This window comes from Methylobacterium hispanicum, from assembly GCF_022179285.1.
Classification (GTDB): Bacteria; Pseudomonadota; Alphaproteobacteria; order Rhizobiales; family Beijerinckiaceae; genus Methylobacterium; species Methylobacterium hispanicum.
The window spans coordinates 17,234-39,667 of the sequence record NZ_BPQO01000016.1; the positions used below are offsets into that span (position 1 = coordinate 17,234).

The window sequence follows — 22,434 nt, forward strand, 5'->3', positions numbered from 1 at the left end:
CGGGTGGCGCTGCCGGGTTGCTCACACGCGTGCTCTCGCGTTGGCGCCGGGTGGGTGAGCCCGGCCGAAGTCCGCCGTTACAGGCGTGCGCCCTGGCCCGCAAGCCATGCGCCCACGCGATCCACGGGCCGGCCCACCCTCAGGCGATGATGTCGGGGGTGATCTGGTCCTCGACGTAGGAGATGCGGTCGCGCAGCGTCAGCTTGCGCTTCTTCAGCCGCTGGATCTGGAGCTGGTCGGCGACGACGTTGCGTTCCAGAGCATCGATCGCGCTGTCGAGGTCGCGGTGCTCCTCCTTGAGCCGGGCGAGCTCCGCGAGGAGGTCCCCCTGGTTGTCGTTCTGGCTCTCTTCGACCGACTCGACCGTCATTGCCGCCCGCTGAAAACACGCACCGCGCCGCGCCCGAGGATGCGTCAGGCGTCCCCGCACGGCAACACAATCTCGCACCGCACCCGGAGCCGATCGACGTGGTTTGCCTTCGACAGCCGGCAAAACCTGTGGCAGGTTGGGTGCGTCGGAACAAGGACAGGAGATTCGCCTCATGTCGCTGCAGACGCATCTGAACCAACTCACCCGAAAGCACGAAGCCCTCGAGCGTGAGATTCAGGAAGCGATCCACAGGCCCTCGGCAAACGACCTTCACATCGCCGAGCTGAAGCGACGGAAACTCCACCTCAAGGACGAGATCAACCGGCTCCAGGACACCGCCGGCACGCTGCACTGAGCCCCGGTTCACGCAACTATCCGGATCGACCCTGCCGCCGCGCCCGAAAGCGCGGCGGTTTTCGTTTCCGGCGGGCTGCCGCAGGCCGGTCGGCCTCTGCTAGAACAGGTGGGCCCGCCCCGAAGAGCGGTTTCGCCGAGGAAACGCCCCATGACGTCCGCCAGCCTGCCCGGCCGCTATCCCGAGGTCTACGCCGCCGCGAGCCGCGATCCGGACGCCTTCTGGCTGGAGGCCGCCCGGGCGCTCGACTGGAACCGGCTGCCGGACCGCGCCTTCGATCCCGATTCGGGCCCCTACGGCCGCTGGTTCCCGGACGGCGAACTCAACGCCTGCCACAACGCGGTCGACCGGCACGCGGACGGGGGGCGCCGCGAGCAGGTCGCGATCCGCTACGATTCGCCGGTGACCGGCACGAAGCGCGCGATCACCTACGGGCAGTTGCAGGACGAGGTGGCGACGCTGGCCGCCGTGCTCGTCGATCTCGGCGTGAGGAAGGGCGACCGTGTCGTCATCTACATGCCCATGGTGCCGGAGGCGATGTTCGCCATGCTGGCCTGCGCGCGGCTCGGGGCGATCCACTCGGTCGTGTTCGGGGGCTTTGCCGCCAACGAGCTCGCCGTGCGCCTGGACGACGCCCGTCCGAAGGTCGTGCTGGCCGCCTCCTGCGGCATCGAGCCGAGCCGCACCGTCGCCTACAAGCCGCTCCTCGACGCCGCGATCGGGATGGCCGCGCACGCGCCGGATTTCTGCCTGATCCTCCAGCGCCCGCAATGCGCCGCCGCCCTGGCCGAGGGGCGCGACCGCGACTGGGCCGAGGCGGTCGGCGCCGCCAGGGCGGCGGGGAAGCGGGCGGCGTGCGTGCCGGTCGCGGCAACCGACCCGCTCTACGTACTCTACACATCGGGCACGACCGGCAAGCCGAAGGGCGTGGTGCGCGACACCGGCGGGCAGCTGGTCTCGCTCGCCTGGACGATGCCGAACCTCTACGGCGTCCAGCCCGGCGAGACCTATTTCTGCGCCTCCGACATCGGCTGGGTGGTCGGCCACTGCTACATCGTCTACGCGCCGCTCCTGCACGGCTGCACCACGGTGCTGTACGAGGGCAAGCCCGTGGGCACGCCGGACGCGGGCGCGCTCTGGCGGGTCGTGGCCGAGACCGGCACGGTCTGCCTCTTCACCGCGCCGACCGCGCTCAGGGCGATCAAGAAGGAGGACCCGCGCGGCGCGCGCGTGGCCGACCACGACCTCTCCGGCTTCCGCACCCTGTTCCTGGCGGGCGAGCGGGCGGACCCGGATTCCGTCGCCTGGGCCGAGCGGGTGCTCGAGCGGCCGGTGATCGACCATTGGTGGCAGACCGAGACCGGCTGGCCGATCGCCGGCAACCCGGTCGGGCTCGGCCTGCTGCCGGTCAAGCACGGCAGCACCTGCGTGCCGATGCCGGGCTACCGGGTCGAGATCCTGGACGAGGGCGGCAAGCCGGTGCCGGCCGGCACGATGGGCACGATCGCGATCCGCCTGCCGCTGCCCCCGGGCTGCCTGCCGACTCTCTGGGGCTCGGACGAGCGCATGCGCGCGAGCTACCTCGCGACCTTCCCGGGCTACTACGACACCTCGGACGCCGGCGTGATCGACGCGGACGGCTACATCACGGTGCTCGGCCGCACCGACGACATCATCAACGTAGCGGGCCACCGGCTCTCGACGGGCGGCATGGAGGCGGTGCTGGCCAGCCATCCCGATGTGGCGGAATGCGCCGTCATCGGCGTCCGCGACGCGCTCAAAGGGGAGGTGCCCTGCGGCTTCGTGGTGCTGAAGGCCGACGTCGCGCGCGAGCCCGCCGAGATCGAGCGGGAGCTCGTCGCCAAGGTGCGCGACGAGATCGGGCCGGTGGCGGCCTTCAAGCTGGCGCTGACGGTGCCGCGCCTGCCCAAGACCCGCTCCGGCAAGATCCTGCGCGCCACCATGAAGCGCATCGCCGACCACGAGCCCTGGACCATGCCGGCCACGATCGACGACGCGACGGCGCTCGACGAGATCGGCGCGCGCCTCGCGCAGCGGGGCGTCGGCGGCGCCTGACGCCGCCCCGCCATGCCGCCGGCCGACTGGCATACCGGGTACCTCCGCGACAGATAGGGTCGGTCCATCCGGAGCGCCCTTCATGACCGCACGCCTGTTCGAACCGCTCACGCTCGACGGCCTGACCCTCGACAACCGCATCCTGATCGCGCCGATGTGCCAGTACTCGGCCCGCGACGGGCAGGCGACCGACTGGCACATGATGCATCTCGGGCAGCTCGCCATGTCGGGCGCCGGGCTGCTGACGCTGGAGGCGACCGCCGTCTCGCCCGAGGCGCGCATCACCGCCTGGGACCTCGGCCTCTACGACGACGGCTGCGAGCGGGCGCTCGCGCGCGTCCTCGACGCGGTGCGGGACTACGCGCCGATCCCGGTCTGCATCCAGATCGCGCATGCGGGCCGGAAGGCGTCGAGCGAGGCGCCCTGGACCGGCGGCGCGCAGATCCCGCCCGAGCACCCCTACGGCTGGCGCACCGAGGCGCCCTCGGCCGTCCCGCACGCGGAGGGCGAGGTGGCGCCCCACGCCCTCGACGCCGCCGACCTGAAGCGGGTGCGCGAGGATTTCGTGGCGACGGCGAAGCGCGCGGTGCGCCTCGGGATCGAGGCGGTCGAGCTGCACGGCGCCCACGGCTACCTGCTGCACCAGTTCCTCTCGCCCCTCGCGAACAAGCGCACGGACCAGTACGGCGGCAGCCTCCAGAACCGGATGCGCTTCCCGCTGGAGATCTACGACGCCGTGCGTCAGGCGGTGCCCGCGGGCAGCCCCGTCTGGCTGCGCGTCTCGGCGACCGACTGGGTCGAGGACGGCTGGGACCTCGAGGAGACCCTCGCGCTGGCGCAGGCCCTGAAGGCGGCGGGCTCGCCCGCGCTCCACGTCTCGACGGGCGGCGTCTCCCCGAAGCAGGCGATCACCCTCGGGCCGGGCTACCAGGTGCCCTTCGCCGAGCGGATCAAGGCGGAGACGGGGCTCGCCACCATCGCGGTCGGCCTGATCACCGAGGCCGAGCAGGCGGAGGCCATCCTGCGCGAGGGACGGGCGGACGCGATCTCGCTCGCCCGCGCCATGCTCTACGACCCGCGCTGGCCCTGGCACGCGGCGGCCGAACTCGGCGCGCAGGTCCGCGCCCCGAAGCAGTACTGGCGCTCCCAGCCGCGCGCGTACAAGGACCTGTTCAAGGACACCGCCTTCGGCCAGCGCTGAGACGGCGGGCGGCGGCGTCTACCGCGCCACCGCCCCCACCATTGGCCCGAGCGGGCGGCTCAGGTCGCTGCGGCCGAGGTTCGGCGCGTAGAGGCTCGACACGCTGCCGTCCAGGAACAGCGCGTTGCGGCAGCCCAGGTCGTCCCGGAACAGGCGCGCGAAGGCGCCGAAGGTCACCGGCCGCTCCGAGATCGCGAAGACCGCGGTGCGGCCGTCGTCGCGCGTGCCGACCCCGTTGCGGATCTTCTGGGACGGACCGTCCGCCGAGATCTTCGGGTGGATCTGGCCGTCGATCACCAGCATCGGGCCGGATTGCGTGGCGAAATCGGGCTTGACCTTCGCCTTGAGGTAGCGGGCGGTGTCGAGCACGCCCGCGCGCTCGCCCTTCACGTAGAACACGCCGTTGGGCTTGAGATGAAAGTTGCCCGGCCCGTTCGCGGTCGAGACCGGCTTCATCTCGCGCCCGTCCTCGACGTAGAGCCCGACCGGCGCCTGGCCCTTGTCGTACATGCCGGCATTCATGGCGAAGCTCAGGCCCGCGCCCTGCCGCGCCGCGAGGCTGCCGAGCGAGGCGTAGGGCAGGCCGTCGGCACCCAGCCAGAACAGGCGCACGCGCTGGCGCCGCAGGTCCACCGTGCAGACCGTGAAGCTCTCGCCCTGGGCCTGAACCGCCGCGCAGGGGGCGCCCGCCCGCGCGGCGTCCGGCGCGGCCACGGCCGGCGCCGCCGCCGGTGCGGCGAGCAGCGATCCGACGAGGCCGGCTGCCGCCAGGCGGACAGGTGCGCGGTGGAGCATGATCGAGGGATCCCAGGAGCGGCCGGAGGGTCCGCAAGCTGGGCCGGTTCCTCACGCCAAAAGACGGCGGCTTTCGGGCCCTCCGCCGTCGCGCGCCCCGCCAGAACACGAATCTTTGAGCCCCGCGGACCGATCTCTCGCGGAGGGGTCACGAACCGTCGCGGGCTCCTGCACGTTTCAGGTGGCGTAGGGGCATTCTCAGGTTGGTCTCGGAGAATCAGATGAAGCGGGTTGTTCTCGCATCCAGCCTCGCGCTCGGCGCGCTCGCGATGGTCCCGGCCTCCGCCGACGCGCGCGGGTTCGGCGGGGGCTTCCACGGCGGCGGCTTCCACGGCGGCGGCTTCGGCGGCTTCCGTGGCGGCGGGTTCGGCGGTTTCCGCGGCGGCGGGTTCGGCTACCGCGGCGCAGGCTTCGGCGGCGGCTGGCGCGGCGGTTACGGCGGCTGGCGCGGCGGCTATTACGGCGGCGGCTGGCGCCGCGGCTACGGCTACGGCCTCGGGGGGCTCGGCCTCGGCGTGGGACTCGGCCTCGCGGCCGGCGGTCTCTACGGCGGATACGGCTACGGCTACCCCGCCTACGGGTACGGCTACGCCCCGGTCGGCTACGGCGCCTACGATTACGGCTACGGCGGGTGCTACACCGTCCCGCGCGTGCGCTGGACGCCCTACGGCTACCGCCGGGTGCTGGTGGAACGCTGCTACTGACACCGAAGCGGCGTCCGCACACGATCCGGAGGGCCGCCCGCGGGCGGCCCTTTCTCGTCGCGCACCGTGGCGGAATGGCTGCGTCAGCGGCTCCCCCGCATCTCGTCGCGCCGCATCGGCATCGCGTCGATCGTCGCGAACAGACGCTCGGGTGCGACCGGTTCGGTCGCGGTCAGTTTCGGCCCGCCGTCCTTGCCGATCAGCACGGCGCGGAACGCCCGGTCCGGCAGGCCGAGGCGGCGCCGGAGCGCGGACGCGTCGGCACCCGCGCCGACCGCCTCGACGACGACGAGATCCCGCTCCCGCAGCCCCGCGCGGGCCGACGCGAGGGCCTCGCGCTGCGCCAGCAGGGCCGGGTCCCGCGCCTCAGGTGCCGCGACCACGAGGATCCGGGCCTGTCCCCGATGGGCCGCGAGCGGATCGGAGGCGGCCGACCCGTCCGCACCGAGCGCGAGCGCGAGGGCAAGTCCGAGGGTGAGGGGCCGCATGTCGGTCTCCGGATGGCGGTTCGTCGGACCGAGACAACGCGCGAGAGCCGGTGAGGCGCCGCCGCGTGCGGATCGGGTTTTCCGGCCGGATTGGCCAGCCGGGTTTGCCAGCCGGGTTTGCCAGCCGGGTTTGCCATGGGCGGCACACGGTCCAGATTGACCGGACGATCGGGATTCCGAGCCAGCAGGAGAAGCCGTGATGGCCGCCATGAACCGTCGCATCGTGCTCGCCTCGCGCCCGCACGGCGAGCCGACGCCCGCACATTTCCGCATGGAGGAGGCTCGGGTGCCGACGCCGCGGGAGGGCGAGATCCTGCTGCGCACCCGCTGGCTCTCCCTCGACCCCTACATGCGCGGGCGCATGAGCGCCGCGAAGTCCTACGCCCAGCCGGTGGCCATCGGCGAGCCGATGGTCGGCGGGACGGTGAGCGAGGTGGTGCAGTCCAACAACCCGGACTACGCGGTGGGCGAGCTGGTCTCGGCCTACGGGGGATGGCAGGACTACGCGATCTCGGACGGTCGCGGCCTGCACCGGCTGCCCCCTGGGCTACCGCCGACGACGGCGCTCGGCATCCTCGGCATGCCCGGCATGACGGCCTATACGGGGCTTCTCACCATCGGTCGGCCGAAGGCGGGCGAGACCGTGGTGGTCGCAGCCGCCGCCGGCCCGGTGGGCTCGCTCGTCGGCCAGATCGCCCGCCTCAAGGGCGCCCGGGCGGTCGGCATCGCGGGCGGACCGGACAAGTGCCGCTACCTCACCGAGACGCTCGGCTTCGACGCCGCGCTCGACCACCGCGCCGACGACTTCGCCGACGCGCTGGCGGCCGCCTGCCCGAAGGGCATCGACGTCTATTTCGAGAATGTCGGCGGCGCGGTCTTCGAGGCGGTGCTGCCGCTCCTCAACGACTTCGCCCGGGTGCCGGTCTGCGGGCTGGTCTCCGGCTACAACGCCACCGAGCTGCCGCCCGGGCCCGACCGGCTGCCGACGCTGATGCGCACGATCCTCACCAAGCGCCTGCACCTGCAGGGCTTCATCGTCTGGGACTTCGCCGACCAGCAGGAGGCCTTCGTCCGCGACGTCGGCGGCTGGCTCGCCGAGGGCAAGGTCCGCCACCGCGAGGACGTCGTCGAGGGCCTGGAACGGGCGCCGGAAGCCTTCATCGGCATGCTGCGGGGCCGGAATTTCGGCAAGCTCGTCGTGCACGTCGCCTGAATCGCCGGCCGTCCGTCCCCGGGGCGCCGGGGCGGGCGGCTTGCCGGCTTTCTCGAACAAAGATAGAACATCACCGCGACCCGCGCCGCATGTGTTTACCGGGAACAAGGGCCCGCCCCGCGTTGCGGCGGCCGCTCCCGGGGCTCATCAAGGACCGGCCCGGGCTCGTGAGACGAACGCCCAGTGAGATCGGAACGGTAGGAGAGAGCGATGGCGGGCAGCGTGAACAAGGTGATCCTGGTGGGCAATCTCGGGCGCGACCCCGAGACGCGCCGCCTCGGATCGGGTGATCCGGTCGTGAACCTCCGGCTCGCCACCTCCGAGACCTGGAAGGACAAGGCCTCCGGCGAGCGCAAGGAGCGCACCGAGTGGCACTCGGTGGTGATCTACAACGAGAACCTCGCCCGCGTGGCCGAGCAGTACCTGCGCAAGGGCTCGAAGGTCTACATCGAGGGATCGCTCCAGACCCGGAAGTGGACGGACAATTCGGGCGTCGAGAAGTACACGACCGAGGTGGTGCTCCAGCGCTTCCGCGGCGAGATGACCATCCTCGACGGGCGCGGCGGCGGTGGCGGCGACTTCGCCTCGGACGAGGAGGGCGGCGGCGGACAGGTCAGCCGCGGCGGCGATTTCGGCGGCGGCCGCGCGCAGGGCGGCGAGCGGGGCGGCGAGCGCAGGCCGGCGCCCGCCAGCGGCGGCGGCGGCTCGCGCGGCAACTACGACCTCGACGACGACATCCCGTTCTAGGCCGCTCCCCCGAGAGGCCGGCCCCGGCCCGGATCGCGAGATCCGGGCCGTTTTTTTGTCCGCGTCCGGACACGGGGCGCGGCGGAACCGCGATGGCGGGCGCCCCGTTCCCGCCGCGCAGGTGGAACGGAGCCGGGGATGGCGCGAGCGACGATCGATCTCAACGCCGCGACGGCCGAGGAGCTGGACGAGATCCCGGCGCTCAGGGGGCACGGGTTCGAGATCGTGCGCACCCGGGAGGAGCGCGGCCGCTTCACCAGCCTGCGCCAGCTCGACGAGGTGCCGGGCCTCGCGGGAAAGACCGGCGACCTCACCGCATCGCTGACCGTCGACGACCGGTCGCAGGAGCCCGGGTGAACCGCGGCGGGTTTCGCGTCGTTCTGGTGCTGTAGCGCCGCGAGGCGGGCGGAAGAGCCGGGGACGAAGCGTGACGACGAGCCGCAACATCGCGGGCCTCCTGTGCCTGGGCCTCCTCCTGGGACTTGGACCATCGGGGCCCGCCTCCGCCGAGGAGGGCGCGCGGCTCTCCACAGCCGCTCCGCGCTTCGTCGAGGGGCCGCTGCCCGGAGCGATCCGGGCCTCCAAGATCATCGGCCTGCCGGTGATCGGGATGGACCACGTCCGCGTCGGCAAGATCGAGGATGTCCTGGTCGACGGGAGCGGGCGCGTGCAGGCGGCCGTCATCGGCGTCGGCGGCTTCCTGGGCCTGGGCGAGAAATCCGTCGCCGTCCCGTTCGACCAGCTCGCCTGGAATTTTCGCGATGCCCCGCTCACGAGCGGCCCGAGCTCGGTCGTGACGCCCGAGACGGCGCCCGGCCCGCGGGAGGCCGCAAAGGCCGGTCCGGAGACGATGCCGGGCGCGGATACGAACCGCGACGTGCTCGCCGCGGTCCAGAACCAGCACAGCGGCCGCGTCACCGAGGCGACCGGCTCCGTGGAGCCGCGCGCAGCGGGCGATGCCCCCGCGACGGTCCTGGCAGGCGACGGGTTGTGGCACGCCGAGATCCGCCTGACCAAGGCGCAGCTGCAGGAGGCCCCGGCCTTCCGCTTCGACGCGGCCCGCCCCTGAGGCGCCGACGAGCGCCACCCCCTTGCGAGGAGACCCGATGCGCAACGCCGTCGCCACCGGCCTGATCTGGACCGCGAGCCTGCACGCGGCCCTGGCCCAGCAGATGAACCCGGCCCCGCCGATCCCCGAGACCGGCCCGGCCGGATCGAGTTCCGGCCCGGCCACGGGCGCGGCGATCGACTTCAACTGGGTCTGGCTCAGCCTCCTCGTGGCGGTAATCGTCCTGGCGCTCTGGTACGTCGCGCGGCGACGCCAGTCCGGCCCGCGGCGCTGACCGGGCCCGGCCTCAGCCGTAGGCCCGGGCGGCGTGGCCGCGCAGGAGGGCGGCGGCGGCGTTCACCACCACGACGAGGCTCATCAGCACGAGGCCGAGGGCGAGGGCGAGGCTCAGGTCTCCCTTCTGGGTCTCCAGCGAGATCGCGGTCGTCATCGTGCGGGTATGCCCGTCGATGTTGCCGCCCACGACCAGGACGGCGCCGATCTCCGAGATCGCGCGGCCGAAGGCCGCCAGCGCCGCCGTCACCAGCGAGAAGCGCACGTCGTAGATCAGGATGCCGGCCTGCCGCGGGGCCGAGAGGCCGAGCGAGCGCAGCTGCTCGCCGAGATGGACCTGCGCGTCGGACACCACCTGCCGGGTCAGCGCTGCGACCAGCGGCGTGGCGAGCGTCGCCTGCGCGGCGACCATCGCGGCAGGCGTGAACAGGAGGCCGAGCGAGCCGAACGGACCGGACCGGGACAGGACGAGGTAGAGGACGAGGCCGACGATGACCGGCGGCAACCCCATGAAGGCGTTCAGCAGCCCCGCCACCGCTCCGCGCCCGGGGAAGCGGGCGACCGCCACGAGGGCGCCGAGCGGGATGCCGAGGAGGAGCCCGATAGAGACCGCCGTCAGGCTGACCCGCAGCGACAGCCACGCGATCGCCAGCACGTCGCGGTCGAGGGTCCAGAGGCGGGACAGGGTTTCGTGGAGGATCGGCACGGACGGACTCACCAGAGGAGCGCGTGCGGGTAGTAGGCGAGGCTCTCGCCCGGCGCGACCGCCGTCGCGGCGTCGGGCAGTTCCACGAGGCCGTCGCTCCCGGTCAGCGAGGTCAGCACGCCGGCCCCGTCGCGGGGGAACTTGCGCGCCTCGAGGCCGCCGTCGGCGGCCCGCGCGAGGCAGACGCGCACGAATTCGCGCCGGCCGGCCTTCTTGCGGTAGGCGAAGGCCGAGCGGACCGGCCAGGGGAGCGGCGCCTCGGGGCTCGCACCGCCGAGGCGGGCGAGGAGCGGGCGCACCACGAAGAGCAGGGTGACGTAGACGGCGACCGGGTTGCCCGGCAGCCCGACGAAGGGCGTGCCATGGACGAGGCCGACCGCGACCGGGCGGCCCGGCTTGATCGCGAGGCGCCAGAGCACGAGCTGCCCCAGGGACTCGACGGCGCCCTTCACGTGGTCCTCCTCGCCGACCGAGACGCCGCCCGAGGTCAGGACGACGTCGTGGTCGCGCGCGGCCTCGGCGAGGCGGGCGGCGAGGCTCGCGGGCTCGTCGCGCAGGATGCCGAGATCGGACACCGCGACGCCGAGGCGGGCGAGCAGGGCACCGAGCAGCAGCCGGTTCGAATCGTGGATCGCGCCGGGCCGCAGCTCCGAACCGGGCTCGGCAAGCTCGTCGCCGGTCGAGAACAGCGCGACCCGCAGGCGGCGGCGCACCGCGAGCGCGCCGTGGCCGGTGGCGGCGGCGAGCGCGAGGTCGGCGGGGCGCAGGCGTCGGCCGGCCGGGATGGCGAGAGCTCCGCGGGCCAGATCCTCGCCCGCCGGGCGGGCGTTCGCGCCGGGCTTGAGCCCCGGCGGCAGGACGACCCGGTCGCCCTCGGCGCGCACGTCCTCCTGCATGAACACGGTGTCGGCGCCCGGCGGCATCGGCGCCCCGGTGAAGATGCGCACCGCCCCCGCGATCGCCCCGGCGCCCGCCGCCGCGCCCGCCGCGAGCCGGCCGCTCACCGGCAGCACGCTCTCGCCGGCCGGCGCCAGGTCGGCGTGGCGCACGGCGTAGCCGTCGACCGCCGAGTTGGCGAAGGGCGGCAGGTCGTGGCGGGCCAGGACATCCTCGGCCGCGATCCGCCCGTCCGCCGCGTGGAGCGGCACGGTCTCGATCCCGGCCAGGACCGGCATGCGCTCGGCGATGAGGGCGGTGGCCTCCTCGATCCGCATCGGCCTGTTCCCGAAGGCGAAGCAGTCGTCCGTGACCTGTGCCATGGCTCAAGGGTGCTCCAGCCGGGTCAGGACCGCATCGAGGGGCTCGGCCCGGGCGAGGACGAGGTCGGCGATGCCGGCGACGTCGTCGAGATGCAGCACGGGCCGGCCGGCATCCGGGAAGGGCCGGTCGCTCGCGATCCCGACGATGCGGGAATCCTGCGGATGCAGCGGCTCGCGGCCGTTGGCGGCCCTGAACACTTCGAGCTTCGCGTGCGCCTCGCGCTTGAAGCCTTCGACGATCGCGAGGCCCTCGGGGGTCAGGCGGCGCAGCAGGTCGGCCAGCCTCGCCTCCTCGCCCTCCGCCACCTCGCGGATCTGGGCCCAGCGGCGGGCGGACGAGACGATGACCTCGCTGGCTCCGGCCTGCCGGTGGACGTGGGAATCCTTGCCCGGATGATCGAGGTCGAAGGCGTGGTGGGCGTGCTTCAGGGTCGCGACCCGGACGCCGCGCCCGACCAGCAGCGGGATGAGCTTGGCCATCAGCGTGGTCTTGCCGGCGCCGCTCCAGCCGGCGAGCCCGATGACGCGAAGGCCGCTCATGTCGGGCTCCCCGGGGCGCGCTCCGCCGGGGCGAAGCCGAGGTCGCGCAACGCGGCCGCCGCCTCGGGTGTGCCGAGGAGATCGAGGAAGGCCGCGAGCGCGGGGCTGCGCACGGTGTCCGCGCGGCAGGCGAGGTCGTACTGCTCCTCGGTGAGGGCCAGGAAGCCGAGGCCGTAGGCCTCCGCGACGCTCGCGATGGCGACGCCCCAATCGGCCCGGCCCTGCGCCACGGCGGCCGCCACGGCGTTGTGCGAGCGCGGCTGGTTCCAGAACCCGGCCGGCCGGGCGCCGTCGAGGAGGCCGTCGACGAGAAGGCGCGTGCCCGAGCCCGCGTTGCGGTTGACCATCACGGAATCCGGGTCGGCGAGCGCCGCGGCCACCGCCTGTGCGGCGCTCCGGCCCTCGAAACGCGGGTCCCCGGCGCGGAAGACCACGCCCTGCAGCCGGCGCCATCCGGGGATCAGGGCCATGCTGGGGTCGAGGAAGGGCGCGTTGTAGCGCCCGCTCGCCGGATCGAAGAGGTGCATGGCGGCGAGGTCGCACTCGCCTCGGCGCAGGGCGGCCAGACCGCCCGCCGAGCCGACCCACATGGTCCGGGCGCGGTAGCCGCGCTCCCCGAGAAGCCCGACCACGCGGTCGAGCCCGACGCAGTGGCTGCCCACGATGGTGAGGTCGGGTGGCCGCACGCCGCCTCCCAGGCGCACCACCGGCACGCTCTCCCCCGCCTCCATCCCGGCCCGGGCCGCCGGCACCGCGAAGAAGCCGTCCGCCTGCGAGAAGGCGGTGACGGAGCCCGAGCCCTTCGGCAGGGGCAGCGCCGCCAGTCCCCGCGGGCCGTGCACGAGCGAGGCCATCACGAACTCGGTGCGGCCGAGTTCGGAGGACAGCCGCTGCGGCAGCACCGCCGCGACCGTTTCCTCCTCGCGCGGCGGCAGGCCGGCGAGCGCGCGCACCAGCGGCACGACGAATTCGTGGAAGGTGAACATCGCCGAGGTCGGGAAACCCGGCAGCACCACGATCGGCCTGCCCTGCGCCGCCGCGAGGCAGAGCGGCTTGCCGGGCTTGAGGGCGACGCCGTGCACCAAGATGCCGGGCGCGCCGAGCCGCGTGAGGATCCGGTGGGAGACGTCGCCCGCCCCCTTGGAGGTGCCGCCCGAGAGGACGACGAGGTCGTGGTCGCCGAGCGCCTCCCGCAGGGCCGTCTCCAGGGCCGCCTCGTCGTCGCGCACGATGCCGCGCGGTACGGGCAGGCCGCCGTTCTCCGTGACGGAGGCCGTCACGATCGCGCCGTTCGAATCGTAGATCGCACCGGGCCGCAGGCGCTCGCCCGGTGCCACCAGCTCGTCGCCGGTGGAGAGGACCGCGACCTTCGGGCGACGCACGACCGCCACTTTGGCAAGCCCGCAGGCCGCCAGCATGCCGATTTCGCGGGCGGTGATCACCGTGCCCCGGCGCAGCACCGTCTCGCCCGCCGCCATGTCGGCGCCCGCATAGCCCACGAACTGGCCGGGCCGCACGGCGGCGGCGACCTCGACCGCGAGCGCGTCGGCGTCGAACTCGGTCTGCTCGACCATCACGACGGCGTCGGCCCCGCGCGGGATCACCCCGCCGGTGGCGATGGGCGTCGCGGTCCCGGCCTCGACCGCGCGCGACGGCGCCACGCCGCAGGCCAGGATCTCCCGGTTGAGGGCGAGGCGCCGCGGGCTCGCGGGGCCGGCCCCCGCGACGTCGAAGGATCGCAGCGCGAAGCCATCGACGAGGGCGCGGTCGAAGGGCGGCACGTCGATCGGTGAGGCGACGTCGGCGGCGAGCACCCGGCCCAGCGCCTCGGCCAGGGGCACCGGCTCGGCCGGCAGCGCCGCGTGCGGCACGGCGGCCCGGAAGGCCGCGAGCGCCGCCTCGCGGCTGACCACGGTGAGGAACTGCTCCTGCCGCGAGGCGGCGGCGAGCCGCCCGGCGAAGGCGGCGGAATCGTCGGACATCATAGCGGCCGGACCTCGACCCGTTCCCCGGCAGGATGGCCCTCGCGCTCGGGCGCCACCAGCACGAAGCCGTCCGCCCGGAGGAGTTGGCGCAGCGGAAGCTCGAAACCGCCGAGCGGCTCCGCGCCCTCCGGGTGGCGGCGGACGAAGACGACCTCGGCGAGACCGATCGCGGAGGCGATCTTGCGCAGGAGCGGGGTGGGCGAGCCCGGCGCCTCCGCCGTCCCCGCGAGACGCGCGAGCAGGGGCGCGCCGAGCGCCAGGAAGGCGGCGAGCGCCGCCTCGGGCCGTCCCGGCAGGACGAGGACCGGCCGGCCCTCCGCCTCGCCCAGGACCGCGGTCTCGCCGGGCCGCAGGGCGATGCCGTGGGCGCGGATCCGTCCCGCCCGGGCCAGCCCCTCGGCGCTCCGGTCGGTGCGGCCGTAGCCGCTGCCGCCGAGGACGAGCACCGCGTCGGCAGCGCCCGCTCCGATGGCGGCGGCGATGGCCTCGACCTCGTCCGGGACGGCGACGCGCTCGGTGGCGCCGCCCCTGTCCGCGATCAGGGCGGCGAGCAGCGGCGACGATCCGTCCGGCGTCGGGGTGCCGGTCGCGACGAGGCGCAGGCGGGGCGTCCGGACGGCGACCATGTCCAGCCCGGCCATCGCCAGGGTGAGGAGGTGGAGGGGACCGACCCGCTCGCCCGCCGCGAGCAGGCACGCGTCCGCGGCCAAGTCCTCGCCGGCCTCGCGCGTGCCCTCCCGCGCGGCGAGATCTTCCACCGCGCCGTGCTCCGCCAGCCCTTCGGGCGGCAGGACGGCGTCGGTGCGGGCGGGCAGCCTCTCACCGGCCTCGACCCAGGCCGGCCGGGACGGCAGGGGCACCGGCGCGTAGGGCGAGGCACCGGCGATCGCGGCGGAATCGATCGCGAAACCGTCCCGCAGGGCCTCGCGGCCGGCGGGCAGCGGGCGCGGTGCCGCGACCGCCCGCGCGGCGATCCGCCCCCGCGCCTCCGCGAGCGGGACCAGCCGCTCGGCGACCGGCGCGACGCCGGCACAGAGCAGGCCGAGCGCGTCCCCGAGCGGCGTCAGCGCCGCGGAGGCGGACCGGCTCATCGGCGCCCGCGCCCGTGGCGGGGTGCGGCGCGCGGCGGGCCCGGCGGCAGAGATGTTCCGGCTCGCATCATGGTCGGAGCGATGCGTCATCCGCGGGCGCGGATCAAGGCTTCGTGCGATGCGCGTCGGAGAACCGCAGGTCGGGAGCCGGCGACATCCGGACCGTCACTCGGCTATGCTTTGCCGTCCGACCGAGGATCATCCCCGATGACGTGTCTCCGCCGGCTCGCCGGCCTTTTGCTGACCGGGTTCTTCGTCGTCACGCCCGCGCTGCTGCTTGCCCTGCCGGCCTCGGCCCAGATGCGGGGGCATGGCGGCCCGGTCCGCGCCCTCGCCCTGAGCCCGGACGGGCGCCTGGCGATCTCGGGCAGCTTCGACCAGTCGGCCATCCTGTGGGGCCTCGATACCGGCACTGCGCTCGGCGTGCTGCGCTTCCACGAGGGCGCGGTGAACGCCGTCGCGGCGCTGCCCGACGGGCGCTTCGCCAGCGCCTCCGAGGACGGGCGCATCGCCCTGTGGCGGCTCGGGCGCGCGGAGCCGGAGCAGGTGCTCGACGGGCATGCCGGGCCGGTGGCGGGCCTCGCGGTCTCGGCGGACGGCACCGCGCTCGCCTCGGCCTCCTGGGACGGGACGGCGCGGGTCTGGCCGCTCGACGGGGGCACCCCCCGCGTGCTGGAGGGGCATCGGGGCAATGTCAACGCCGTGGCCTTCCTGCCGGACGGGCGGCCGGTGACGGCGGGCGCCGACGCGACCGTGCGGGTCTGGCCGCGCGAGGGCGCCTCCCCGGACGTCGCGACGCTGCCCACGGCGCTCAGCGCGCTCGCGGTGAGCGCGGACGGGGAGATCGCGGCGGCGGGCGCCGACGCGATCCTGCGCTTCCTGCGCCCGGACGGGACGGTCCGCGCCGCCGTGGAACTCGGGCCCCAGCCGGTGATCGCGCTGGCGCCGTCGCCGGACGGAACCCGGGTCGCCGCCGCGACGGCGGGTGGGACCGTCGCGGTCGTCGAGCGGGAGACGGCCCGCGTGCTGCTGCGTCTCGTCGGGCCGGGCCTGCCGGTCTGGTCCGTGGCGTGGCGGCCCGACGGGCGCGAGCTCGTCACGGGCGGCGGCGACCGCCTCGTGCGCCGCTGGGATGCCCGGAGCGGCGAGCCGATCGGCGCTCTTGCCATGCCACGCCCGGGCGATCCGCTGGCGGCCTATCACGGCGAGCGCGGCGCGGAGGTGTTCGGGGCCTGCGTCGCCTGCCACACCCTGACGCCGAACGAGGGCACGCGGGCCGGGCCGACGCTCGCCGGCCTGTTCGGCCGCCGCATCGCGAGCGTGCCGGACTACCGCTACTCCGAGCCGTTGAAGCGGATGGACATCGTCTGGACGCCCGAGACCGTGGCGCGCCTCTTCGAGGTCGGGCCGGCCCGCTACACGCCGGGCACGAAGATGCCCGAGCAGACCATCGGCAGCGCCGCCGACCGGGAGGCCCTGGTCCGCTTCCTGGAGAAGGCGACGCGTCTGCCCTAGCCGTCCGCCCGCTCGCGGAAGTAGTCCTCGCTCGTGCGCGGCTTGGCGCGCTCGGGCATGGCGTGCGGGTCGAAGCCCTGGTTGAGCGCTGCCTCGACGCGGCAATCGTCGCACATCGTCAGCGAGCGGAGGCGCTCCGCGCCGGCCGAGCCGGTGAACATCCAGTGCCGCTCGGCGAGGCGCTCGATCACCCGCTCGATCGTGGCGCGCGTGCCGAAGGGCTTGGCGCAGGCCGTGCAGCAGAAGGGCTCCTCCTCCTTCACGACGCGCCGGGGCGCCGCCCAGGCCTCGAAATCCACCTGCGGGATCAGCGCGATCACGTCCTCCGGGCAGGTCGCGGCGCAGAGGCCGCACTGCACGCACAGGCTCTCCTCGAAGGCGAGCAGCGGCTTGTCGGCGCTGTCGGTGAGCGCATGGGTCGGGCAGGCGCCGACGCAGGAGAGGCACAGGGTGCAGTCCTGCGTGCGGAAATCGAGGCCGCCGAAGGGCGCGCCAGCCGCCAGCGGGACCCGCGCCACGGGGGCGGGGGCCGCGACGTGCATCTCCCGGAAGGCCTGACGCAGCACGGCGCGCTTGGGCCCCTCGGGCACGAGGCCGGCCGGCTTCGCCGTGGGGGTCCCGAGCGGGGCCGCGCGCAGCGCCTCGCCGAGGGCGTCCGGGTCGTCGGTCTCGATCGTCGCGACCAGCGCCGCGCCGCTCTCTGCTCCGTAGCCCAGCGCCCGCGCCAGGGTGTCGGCGAGGTCGAGTGTGCGGTGGAGCGGCGCGATGTCGTGCTTCGGGCGCGCCCGGGTCAGCACGCGGACCGCCGCCGCACCGTAGGCGCACAGGGCCGCGATCGCCTCCGGACCGATCTGGGTGACTTCGTTGACCTGGACCGGCAGGACATGGGCCGGCAACCCGTCACCGTACCGCCCGAGCGCGTCGATCAGGGGCTCGCCGTGGTCGCCGTCGTGGAAGAGCACGAGCGCGCGCTCCCCGCCCGCCGCCCGGTAGGCCCGCATCAGGCCGCGCAGGCGCCGCATCAGCGCGTCGGCCGGGGGCAGCGCGTAGGCGGCGGCGCCCGTCGGGCAGACGGCCGCGCAGCTGCCGCAGCCCGCGCAGACATGCGGGTCGATCGCGACGGTGTCGCCCGCGGACGTGATCGCCCCGGTCGGGCAGACCTCGAGGCAGCGGGTGCAGCCGGTGATGCGCGAGCGCGAATGGGCGCAGAGCGAGCCGTGGAAGTCGATGAAGCGCGGCTTGTCGAATTCGCCGACGAGGTGGGAGGCCTCGCGGACCAGGCGCTCGACGGCGGCCGGGTCGCGCGGGTCGGCGCGCAGGTAGCCGGGGCGGACCTCGTGGGCCGGGAACAGGGGCGCGCCGCCCGAGAGGTCGAGCACGAGGTCGCAGGTCGAGACGGCGCCGTCGCGCGGCGCCCCGAAGAGGAGGTGGGTGCGCGACGACGGCGCCGGCAGGGCGTAGTCGTCGATGCGCAGTTCGAACGCGCCGAGATGCCCCTTCGCACCCCGGATCGTGCCCCGCAGCACCGGGAAGGTGTTGCGGTGGAGCGGCGCGACCTCGCCCGGCCGCGACAGGAGCACGGTGACGTCGAGATGCTCGGCGAGCCGCTGCCCGGCCTCGACCGCGACGGCGTCCCGCCCGTAGACGAGGGCGACGCCCCGGCTTACCAGCGGCACGGTCCCGGCGGGCGGCACCGGCTCGGCGGCCGCCGCGAGCAACGCCGCCATCTTCGGGCCGGCCGCTTCGGCCTCGGACGACCAGCCGGCGCTCTCGCGGATCTTGGCGTAGGTGACGCGCTCCTCGGCCCCCATCTCCTCGGCCACCTCGTCGAAGAGGGGAGCCTGGAGCGTGCAGGAGACCGTCACGGGCCCGCCCGCGTCCAGGGCGTCGCGGAAGCGGTCGAGCTCCCGGCCGCAGAGCTGGTCGGCCGTGACGAGGCGGGAGCCGCAGCCGCGGGCGATGGCGGCGGTATCGAGGGGCATCGTCCGCTCGCAGGAGCAGGCGAGGATGAGACGGTCGGACACGGGTGAACCTGAGAGGAGACGTGATACGCGGATCCCTTCGCCTGAAGGGTTACAGCCCTTATACTCGAAGCATTCGAAACTACGATCCGACATGCGGGCGCAGGCCGCGACGATCCCGCGACGCTCTCCTGCCGGCCCCGCCCCCACACACGCCATGCGATCGCCAGCCTCTCCCATCCCCGCGCCGCATCCCGGCCTCGTCCTCCCGCCGGGTTTCAGCCACCGCCCCACCGCCCGCGGTGCCCATGCGGAGGCCTGCCGGCTCGCCGCCTCGGGCGAGGCGGAGGCCGCGACCCTCCTGCTCGGCGCGCGTCCCGAGCTCCTCGACCTCGCCGTCGTGCTCGCGCCCGACGAGCCGCTGCGCACGGCGCGGCGCGCCTTCTTCGCCGGCATGGCGGCGCTCGCCGACGCGGTGGGGATCTTCGGGCCGCCGGAGATCCCCGTGCGGATCGTCTGGCCCGGCACCCTGACGTTCAACGGAGCGCGTCTGGGCGGCGGCCAGCTCGGCTGGCCGGACGACTGCGCCGAGGATGCGGTGCCGGACTGGCTCGTCTTCTCCGCCACCCTCATCGCCTCCAAGGCCGCCGCCGGCGATCCCGGCCTGACCCCGGACTCGACCGCCCTGGAGGAGGAGGGCTTCCCGCCGGACCTGCACGGCCCGTTCGCGGAGAGCTTCGCGCGCCACCTCACCAAGACGTTCGAGGTCTGGCGCGAGGACGGCTTCGGGCGCGTCGCGGCCCGCTACGGGGCCCGGCTCTCCGGCGCGGACGCGGCGCTCGACGGCGCGGCCGCGCGGCTGACCTATCCGGACGGGCGGACCGAGCCGGTCGCCCTGGCTGCGGCCCTCGCGACGGCCGCCTGGCGCGACCCCGAGACCGGAGACGTTCGCCTGTGAGCCTGAAGCTTCCCCGGACCCTGCGGCTCGACCCCTCCGACACTTTCGTCTTCGCGCAGGCCGCCGAACCCGGCGAATGGGCGGTGACGGGCTCGTTCCTGTTCCTCGACAGCGACGTGGCCGCGCTCTCCGGCAAGGCCCGGGCCGCCTTCCGGTCCGGCTTCGTCGGCGTCGGCTCGCTGGGCTTCTCCACCCTCGTCGTAGTGAGCGAGGCGAGCGAGGCCGAGCGGGCGGCGGCGGTCGAGGCCCTGGCCGAGCAGATCCACGCGCGTCTCGGCGCGCCGGACCGCGAGGCGGCCCGCGAAGCGGCGCGCGAGGAGATCGACGTGGCCGCCTCGCTGTGCAATCTGCCGGTCGGCAGCGTGGTGGCGATGCACCGGACCGCGGAGGGCGGCGAGATCCGCGAGGAGTTCCGCACCCTTTCCCAGCGCCCGGGCGCGGACCGGCTGCACGGGCGCGCCTTCCACTTCGTCGAGACCGACGAGGACGAATCTTCGGACGCGCCGGAGGAGCAGGCGGACCTCGTCGGCCTGTTGCGCGGAACGCCGACGGGACGCTGAGGATCATGACCGAATTCTGGGTCTCGAGCGGCCATCATCTCACCCAGCGCGATGCGGGCGGCGGTCTCGCGGTGACCGACGAGCTGATCCTCGCCTACCTGGCGCGGCCCGAGCTGGTCCCGCCCGAGGAGGCCTGCGCGGCCGAGCGGGCGCTCTACGCGAGCCTGACGGCCGCGCCGCGCCGCCCGGTCGCCGCGCGCGAGATCGCGGCGCTCGCCGACGCGGACGCCCGGGAGAACTGGGAGGTCATCCTCGCCTTCCGGGACCGCCTGCTGGGCGCGCGCTCGGTCGAGGCCGCCTACCTGTCGCTGGTGCGCGGCAACCTGCAGGGCGTGCCGTCGCTCTTCCTGAACCAGCTCGTCCACCTGATCCTGCGCAACGCGCTGGACGGCTGCGACGACCCCTTCGTGCTCCGGGCGGCCGAGCTGTTCTTCCGGCCCCAGCGGGTGAGCTTCCACGAGGGCCGCGTGCTGCTGGCCGACGCCGAGGTCATCGCCGCGCGCGAGGGGAGCGCGCCGCTCTCGCCCCTCGTGGCGATGCTCGGGCAGGAGGCGGCCACCGAACTCGACGTGCTGACCGAGGCCAACGCCTGGACCTACTGGAGCCGGTCCGACGCCTTCACCATGGCGCTCGACCTCGGCTCCGATCCGCGCAGCCGGGCCGGGCTGGCGCGGGTGATCGAGGTCTTCGTGCAGCACCTGCTGAACGCCGCGGTGCGGGTGAGCCCGCTCGACCGGCTGGAGGATTCCGACTGGCGCTGGTTCGTCGGGCTCGATGCCGAGGGAACCCGCATCGGCAACGCGCTCTGGCGCGGCGAGACGCTCGACGCGGCCGCCCAGGCGCGGATGCTCGTGGCTTTCAGCCTCGTCTTCGACGATCCGGCGCAGGTGGAGCCCGCGGTCGGCGCGCGGCCGGTCTACCTGCTGCTCGCATCGCCTCAGGACAGGACCCTGCAGGTGAAGCCCCACAATCTCATCGTCGGGCTGCCCCTGGCCGCCGGCCGGGAGGCGGGCTGACGGCAAGTCGGCTGACAGTAAGTCGGCTGACGGCAGGTCGGCGCAGGGCACCGCGTCGTCCCGATCCCGGATCGCCTCCCCGTCGCTCCGGGTCTTCCGCAGGTATCCGGGACGTCGGGCCGAGCAATCCCGCATCGGTGATCCCACATCATCCACGCGTCACCATCGAGGTCTCCGCAATGCCCGAGGATCGATTCGAGGTCGGCATCATCGTGGCGCGGCGGCGCCTGAAGGGCCCCTGGGCCGACCACGCCTGGCTGCCGGTGGAGGCCCTGCCGGCGGCGGCGGTCGCCGCGCCCGGCACCAAGCTCTCCGAGACCGAGAACGAGGCGCGGTTCTACGCCGGCTCCTACGAGGTCGCGCTGCACCCGGCCGAGACCGCACATTACCGCGACAACCTCGTCTCCGGTCGGCCGGCCCTGTGGGTGGCCCTCCGCGGCACGGGCGAGGAGGCCTACGCGGTGGCCGGCGTCACGGCCGATCCGTACGAGGGCGAATCGATGGCGGAGGGCATCGGCGAGATCGTCGAGGCGGTGCCGATGCCGCCTGAGGTGCAGGCGAAGCTGCTCGCCTTCTACGAGGCCTTCCACGTCGAGCGCAGGTTCGAGAAGCGCAAGCGCGACCGCGCCGACCCCGAGGCGCTCGCCCACCGCGTTCCCGCCGCGCGCGGGAGATCCGGGAGATCCCAATGAGCGACGGCTTCCTCAGCCGCTGGACGCGCCGGAAGCAGGCGGTCCGCGCCGCCGAGCAGGCGGAGCGCGTTGCCCCCGCCGAGGCCACCGCGAACACCGGCGCAGACGCCAGCGCAGACACCCGCGCGAACCCCGGCGCGAACCCCGGCGCGGGGGAGCCGGCGGCGTCCGAGGACGCGCGGGCCGCCGCAGCCGCGCCCGCGTCGTCCGATCCGCCGGAGAGCGACGCCCCGCTTCCGGAGCTCCCCGACCCCGGCACGCTGACGCGCGACAGCGACCTCGCCCCGTTCCTGCGGGCCGGCGTGCCGACGGTCCTGCGGAACGCCGCGCTCAGGCGAATGTGGTCGATCGATCCGGCCATCCGCGACTTCGTCAGCGAGGCGCGGGAATATGCCTACGACTGGAACAGTCCGGGCGGCGTGCCCGGCCTGGGTCCCCTCCTGCCGAGCGACGACGTCGAGGCGATGCTGCGCAGGATCGTGGGCGTGCGCCCACTGGAAGCCGGGACGCCCGACGGATCCCGGTCCGCGGCCGCGGAGGAAGCCGAAACCCCGGATGCCGCGCCGCCGAATGCGGCGCTCCAGAGCGCCGAGCCTCAGGTGGCCGATGTCCGCGATGCGCCCGTCGCGCCGGACCCGGAACACGCGGCCGGGATCGAGCCCGCCGCCCTGCCGGATCGAGCGCCCGCCCTCGTGGGAGCAGCCCTCGCGCACCCGGCGCGCGAGACCGTGCCCGCGGCCGTGCAGCCCACGCCGGAGACCGCGGCGATGGCGGGACCGCGGCTGCGACGACACGGCGGCGCGAGGCCGGCCTGAGAATATCAAATTCCAGTTGCGAGCGATCGAAATGCTTTTTAAGAC

The 22,434-nt window shown here is 74.3% G+C and carries 24 protein-coding genes; 15 read left to right on the top strand and 9 right to left on the bottom strand.

Annotation, left to right across the window (positions count from 1 at the left end):
• Positions 1–139 precede the first annotated feature (139 nt).
• Complete coding sequence (locus MFF56_RS17995) at positions 140–370, bottom strand: YdcH family protein (RefSeq protein ID WP_066927522.1); 231 nt, start codon at positions 368–370, stop codon at positions 140–142.
• 172 nt (positions 371–542) lie between these two features.
• Here MFF56_RS17995 and MFF56_RS18000 point away from each other — a divergent pair, with 172 nt between their 5' ends.
• The 3 genes from MFF56_RS18000 to MFF56_RS18010 all read left to right on the top strand — a co-directional run bounded on the left by MFF56_RS18000 (position 543) and on the right by MFF56_RS18010 (position 4,002).
• Positions 543–725 (top strand): YdcH family protein, encoded by a 183-nt coding sequence (locus MFF56_RS18000; RefSeq protein WP_066927524.1) that lies wholly within the window; start codon positions 543–545, stop codon positions 723–725.
• A 150-nt stretch (positions 726–875) separates the two neighbouring features.
• Positions 876–2,801, top strand: coding sequence for a propionyl-CoA synthetase (locus MFF56_RS18005; RefSeq protein WP_066927526.1), 1,926 nt, complete (start codon positions 876–878; stop codon positions 2,799–2,801).
• Between the two features lie 82 nt (positions 2,802–2,883).
• The gene (locus MFF56_RS18010; protein WP_066927528.1) at positions 2,884–4,002 is read left to right on the top strand and encodes an NADH:flavin oxidoreductase/NADH oxidase; all 1,119 of its coding nucleotides are present in this window, start codon (positions 2,884–2,886) and stop codon (positions 4,000–4,002) included.
• 18 nt (positions 4,003–4,020) lie between these two features.
• Here MFF56_RS18010 and MFF56_RS18015 read toward each other — a convergent pair whose 3' ends face one another.
• Complete coding sequence (locus MFF56_RS18015; protein WP_066927530.1) at positions 4,021–4,797, bottom strand: phosphodiester glycosidase family protein; 777 nt, start codon at positions 4,795–4,797, stop codon at positions 4,021–4,023.
• Between the two features lie 221 nt (positions 4,798–5,018).
• Between MFF56_RS18015 and MFF56_RS18020 the strand changes: the two genes are divergently transcribed.
• On the top strand, positions 5,019–5,501 hold the full coding sequence (locus MFF56_RS18020) for a hypothetical protein (RefSeq protein WP_238230537.1): 483 nt from the start codon (positions 5,019–5,021) through the stop codon (positions 5,499–5,501).
• Positions 5,502–5,584: 83 nt separating this feature from the next.
• Here the strand turns inward: MFF56_RS18020 and MFF56_RS18025 are convergent, their stop codons facing one another.
• A complete protein-coding gene (locus MFF56_RS18025) occupies positions 5,585–5,989 on the bottom strand; it encodes a DUF4174 domain-containing protein (RefSeq protein ID WP_066920499.1) in 405 nt (134 codons plus the stop codon).
• Between the two features lie 199 nt (positions 5,990–6,188).
• Between MFF56_RS18025 and curA the strand changes: the two genes are divergently transcribed.
• From curA to MFF56_RS18050, 5 genes are all read left to right on the top strand, one after another.
• The gene (curA, locus tag MFF56_RS18030) at positions 6,189–7,202 is read left to right on the top strand and encodes an NADPH-dependent curcumin/dihydrocurcumin reductase (RefSeq protein WP_066920497.1); all 1,014 of its coding nucleotides are present in this window, start codon (positions 6,189–6,191) and stop codon (positions 7,200–7,202) included.
• A 210-nt stretch (positions 7,203–7,412) separates the two neighbouring features.
• A complete protein-coding gene (gene ssb, locus MFF56_RS18035; RefSeq protein ID WP_238230538.1) occupies positions 7,413–7,949 on the top strand; it encodes a single-stranded DNA-binding protein in 537 nt (178 codons plus the stop codon).
• Positions 7,950–8,087: 138 nt separating this feature from the next.
• A complete protein-coding gene (locus tag MFF56_RS18040) occupies positions 8,088–8,306 on the top strand; it encodes a ComEA family DNA-binding protein (protein ID WP_066918654.1) in 219 nt (72 codons plus the stop codon).
• A 70-nt stretch (positions 8,307–8,376) separates the two neighbouring features.
• Positions 8,377–9,018 carry a PRC-barrel domain-containing protein gene (locus tag MFF56_RS18045; RefSeq protein WP_066918652.1) on the top strand — a complete coding sequence of 214 codons (642 nt, stop codon included), beginning with the start codon at positions 8,377–8,379 and terminating at the stop codon, positions 9,016–9,018.
• Between the two features lie 37 nt (positions 9,019–9,055).
• Positions 9,056–9,292, top strand: coding sequence for a hypothetical protein (locus MFF56_RS18050; RefSeq protein WP_066918650.1), 237 nt, complete (start codon positions 9,056–9,058; stop codon positions 9,290–9,292).
• 12 nt (positions 9,293–9,304) lie between these two features.
• Here MFF56_RS18050 and MFF56_RS18055 read toward each other — a convergent pair whose 3' ends face one another.
• From MFF56_RS18055 to MFF56_RS18075, 5 genes are read right to left on the bottom strand one after another with little or no spacing between them, the layout of a single operon-like run.
• Positions 9,305–9,997 (bottom strand): ABC transporter permease, encoded by a 693-nt coding sequence (locus tag MFF56_RS18055; protein ID WP_156453486.1) that lies wholly within the window; start codon positions 9,995–9,997, stop codon positions 9,305–9,307.
• Between the two features lie 8 nt (positions 9,998–10,005).
• Positions 10,006–11,256, bottom strand: coding sequence for a molybdopterin molybdotransferase MoeA (locus MFF56_RS18060; protein WP_066918648.1), 1,251 nt, complete (start codon positions 11,254–11,256; stop codon positions 10,006–10,008).
• A gap of 3 nt (positions 11,257–11,259) precedes the next feature.
• Positions 11,260–11,796, bottom strand: coding sequence for a molybdopterin-guanine dinucleotide biosynthesis protein B (gene mobB, locus MFF56_RS18065; RefSeq protein WP_066918646.1), 537 nt, complete (start codon positions 11,794–11,796; stop codon positions 11,260–11,262).
• On the bottom strand, positions 11,793–13,778 hold the full coding sequence (locus MFF56_RS18070; RefSeq protein WP_373324128.1) for a molybdopterin biosynthesis protein: 1,986 nt from the start codon (positions 13,776–13,778) through the stop codon (positions 11,793–11,795). The genes mobB and MFF56_RS18070 overlap by 4 nt, the downstream gene beginning before the upstream one ends.
• A complete protein-coding gene (locus tag MFF56_RS18075; protein WP_238230539.1) occupies positions 13,778–14,872 on the bottom strand; it encodes a molybdopterin-binding protein in 1,095 nt (364 codons plus the stop codon). Before MFF56_RS18075 ends, MFF56_RS18070 begins: the two co-directional genes overlap by 1 nt.
• A 207-nt stretch (positions 14,873–15,079) precedes the next feature.
• Between MFF56_RS18075 and MFF56_RS18080 the strand changes: the two genes are divergently transcribed.
• Entirely contained in the window at positions 15,080–16,387 is a 1,308-nt protein-coding gene (locus MFF56_RS18080; protein WP_066924854.1) for a c-type cytochrome, read from the top strand.
• Here the strand turns inward: MFF56_RS18080 and MFF56_RS18085 are convergent.
• Complete coding sequence (locus tag MFF56_RS18085) at positions 16,384–18,369, bottom strand: 4Fe-4S binding protein (protein WP_238230560.1); 1,986 nt, start codon at positions 18,367–18,369, stop codon at positions 16,384–16,386. The genes MFF56_RS18080 and MFF56_RS18085 overlap by 4 nt on opposite strands.
• A 196-nt stretch (positions 18,370–18,565) precedes the next feature.
• Between MFF56_RS18085 and MFF56_RS18090 the strand changes: the two genes are divergently transcribed.
• The 5 genes from MFF56_RS18090 (at position 18,566) to MFF56_RS18110 (ending at position 22,389) form a co-directional block, all read left to right on the top strand.
• On the top strand, positions 18,566–19,306 hold the full coding sequence (locus tag MFF56_RS18090; protein WP_238230540.1) for a biotin/lipoate--protein ligase family protein: 741 nt from the start codon (positions 18,566–18,568) through the stop codon (positions 19,304–19,306).
• Positions 19,303–19,866, top strand: coding sequence for a DUF6505 family protein (locus MFF56_RS18095; RefSeq protein WP_066920109.1), 564 nt, complete (start codon positions 19,303–19,305; stop codon positions 19,864–19,866). Before MFF56_RS18090 ends, MFF56_RS18095 begins: the two co-directional genes overlap by 4 nt.
• Before the next feature lie 5 nt (positions 19,867–19,871).
• Entirely contained in the window at positions 19,872–20,882 is a 1,011-nt protein-coding gene (locus tag MFF56_RS18100) for a DUF6352 family protein (protein WP_066920110.1), read from the top strand.
• Between the two features lie 179 nt (positions 20,883–21,061).
• A complete protein-coding gene (locus tag MFF56_RS18105) occupies positions 21,062–21,574 on the top strand; it encodes a DUF3305 domain-containing protein (RefSeq protein ID WP_066920112.1) in 513 nt (170 codons plus the stop codon).
• A complete protein-coding gene (locus tag MFF56_RS18110; RefSeq protein WP_066920113.1) occupies positions 21,571–22,389 on the top strand; it encodes a DUF3306 domain-containing protein in 819 nt (272 codons plus the stop codon). Before MFF56_RS18105 ends, MFF56_RS18110 begins: the two co-directional genes overlap by 4 nt.
• The last annotated feature ends 45 nt before the right edge of the window (positions 22,390–22,434 follow it).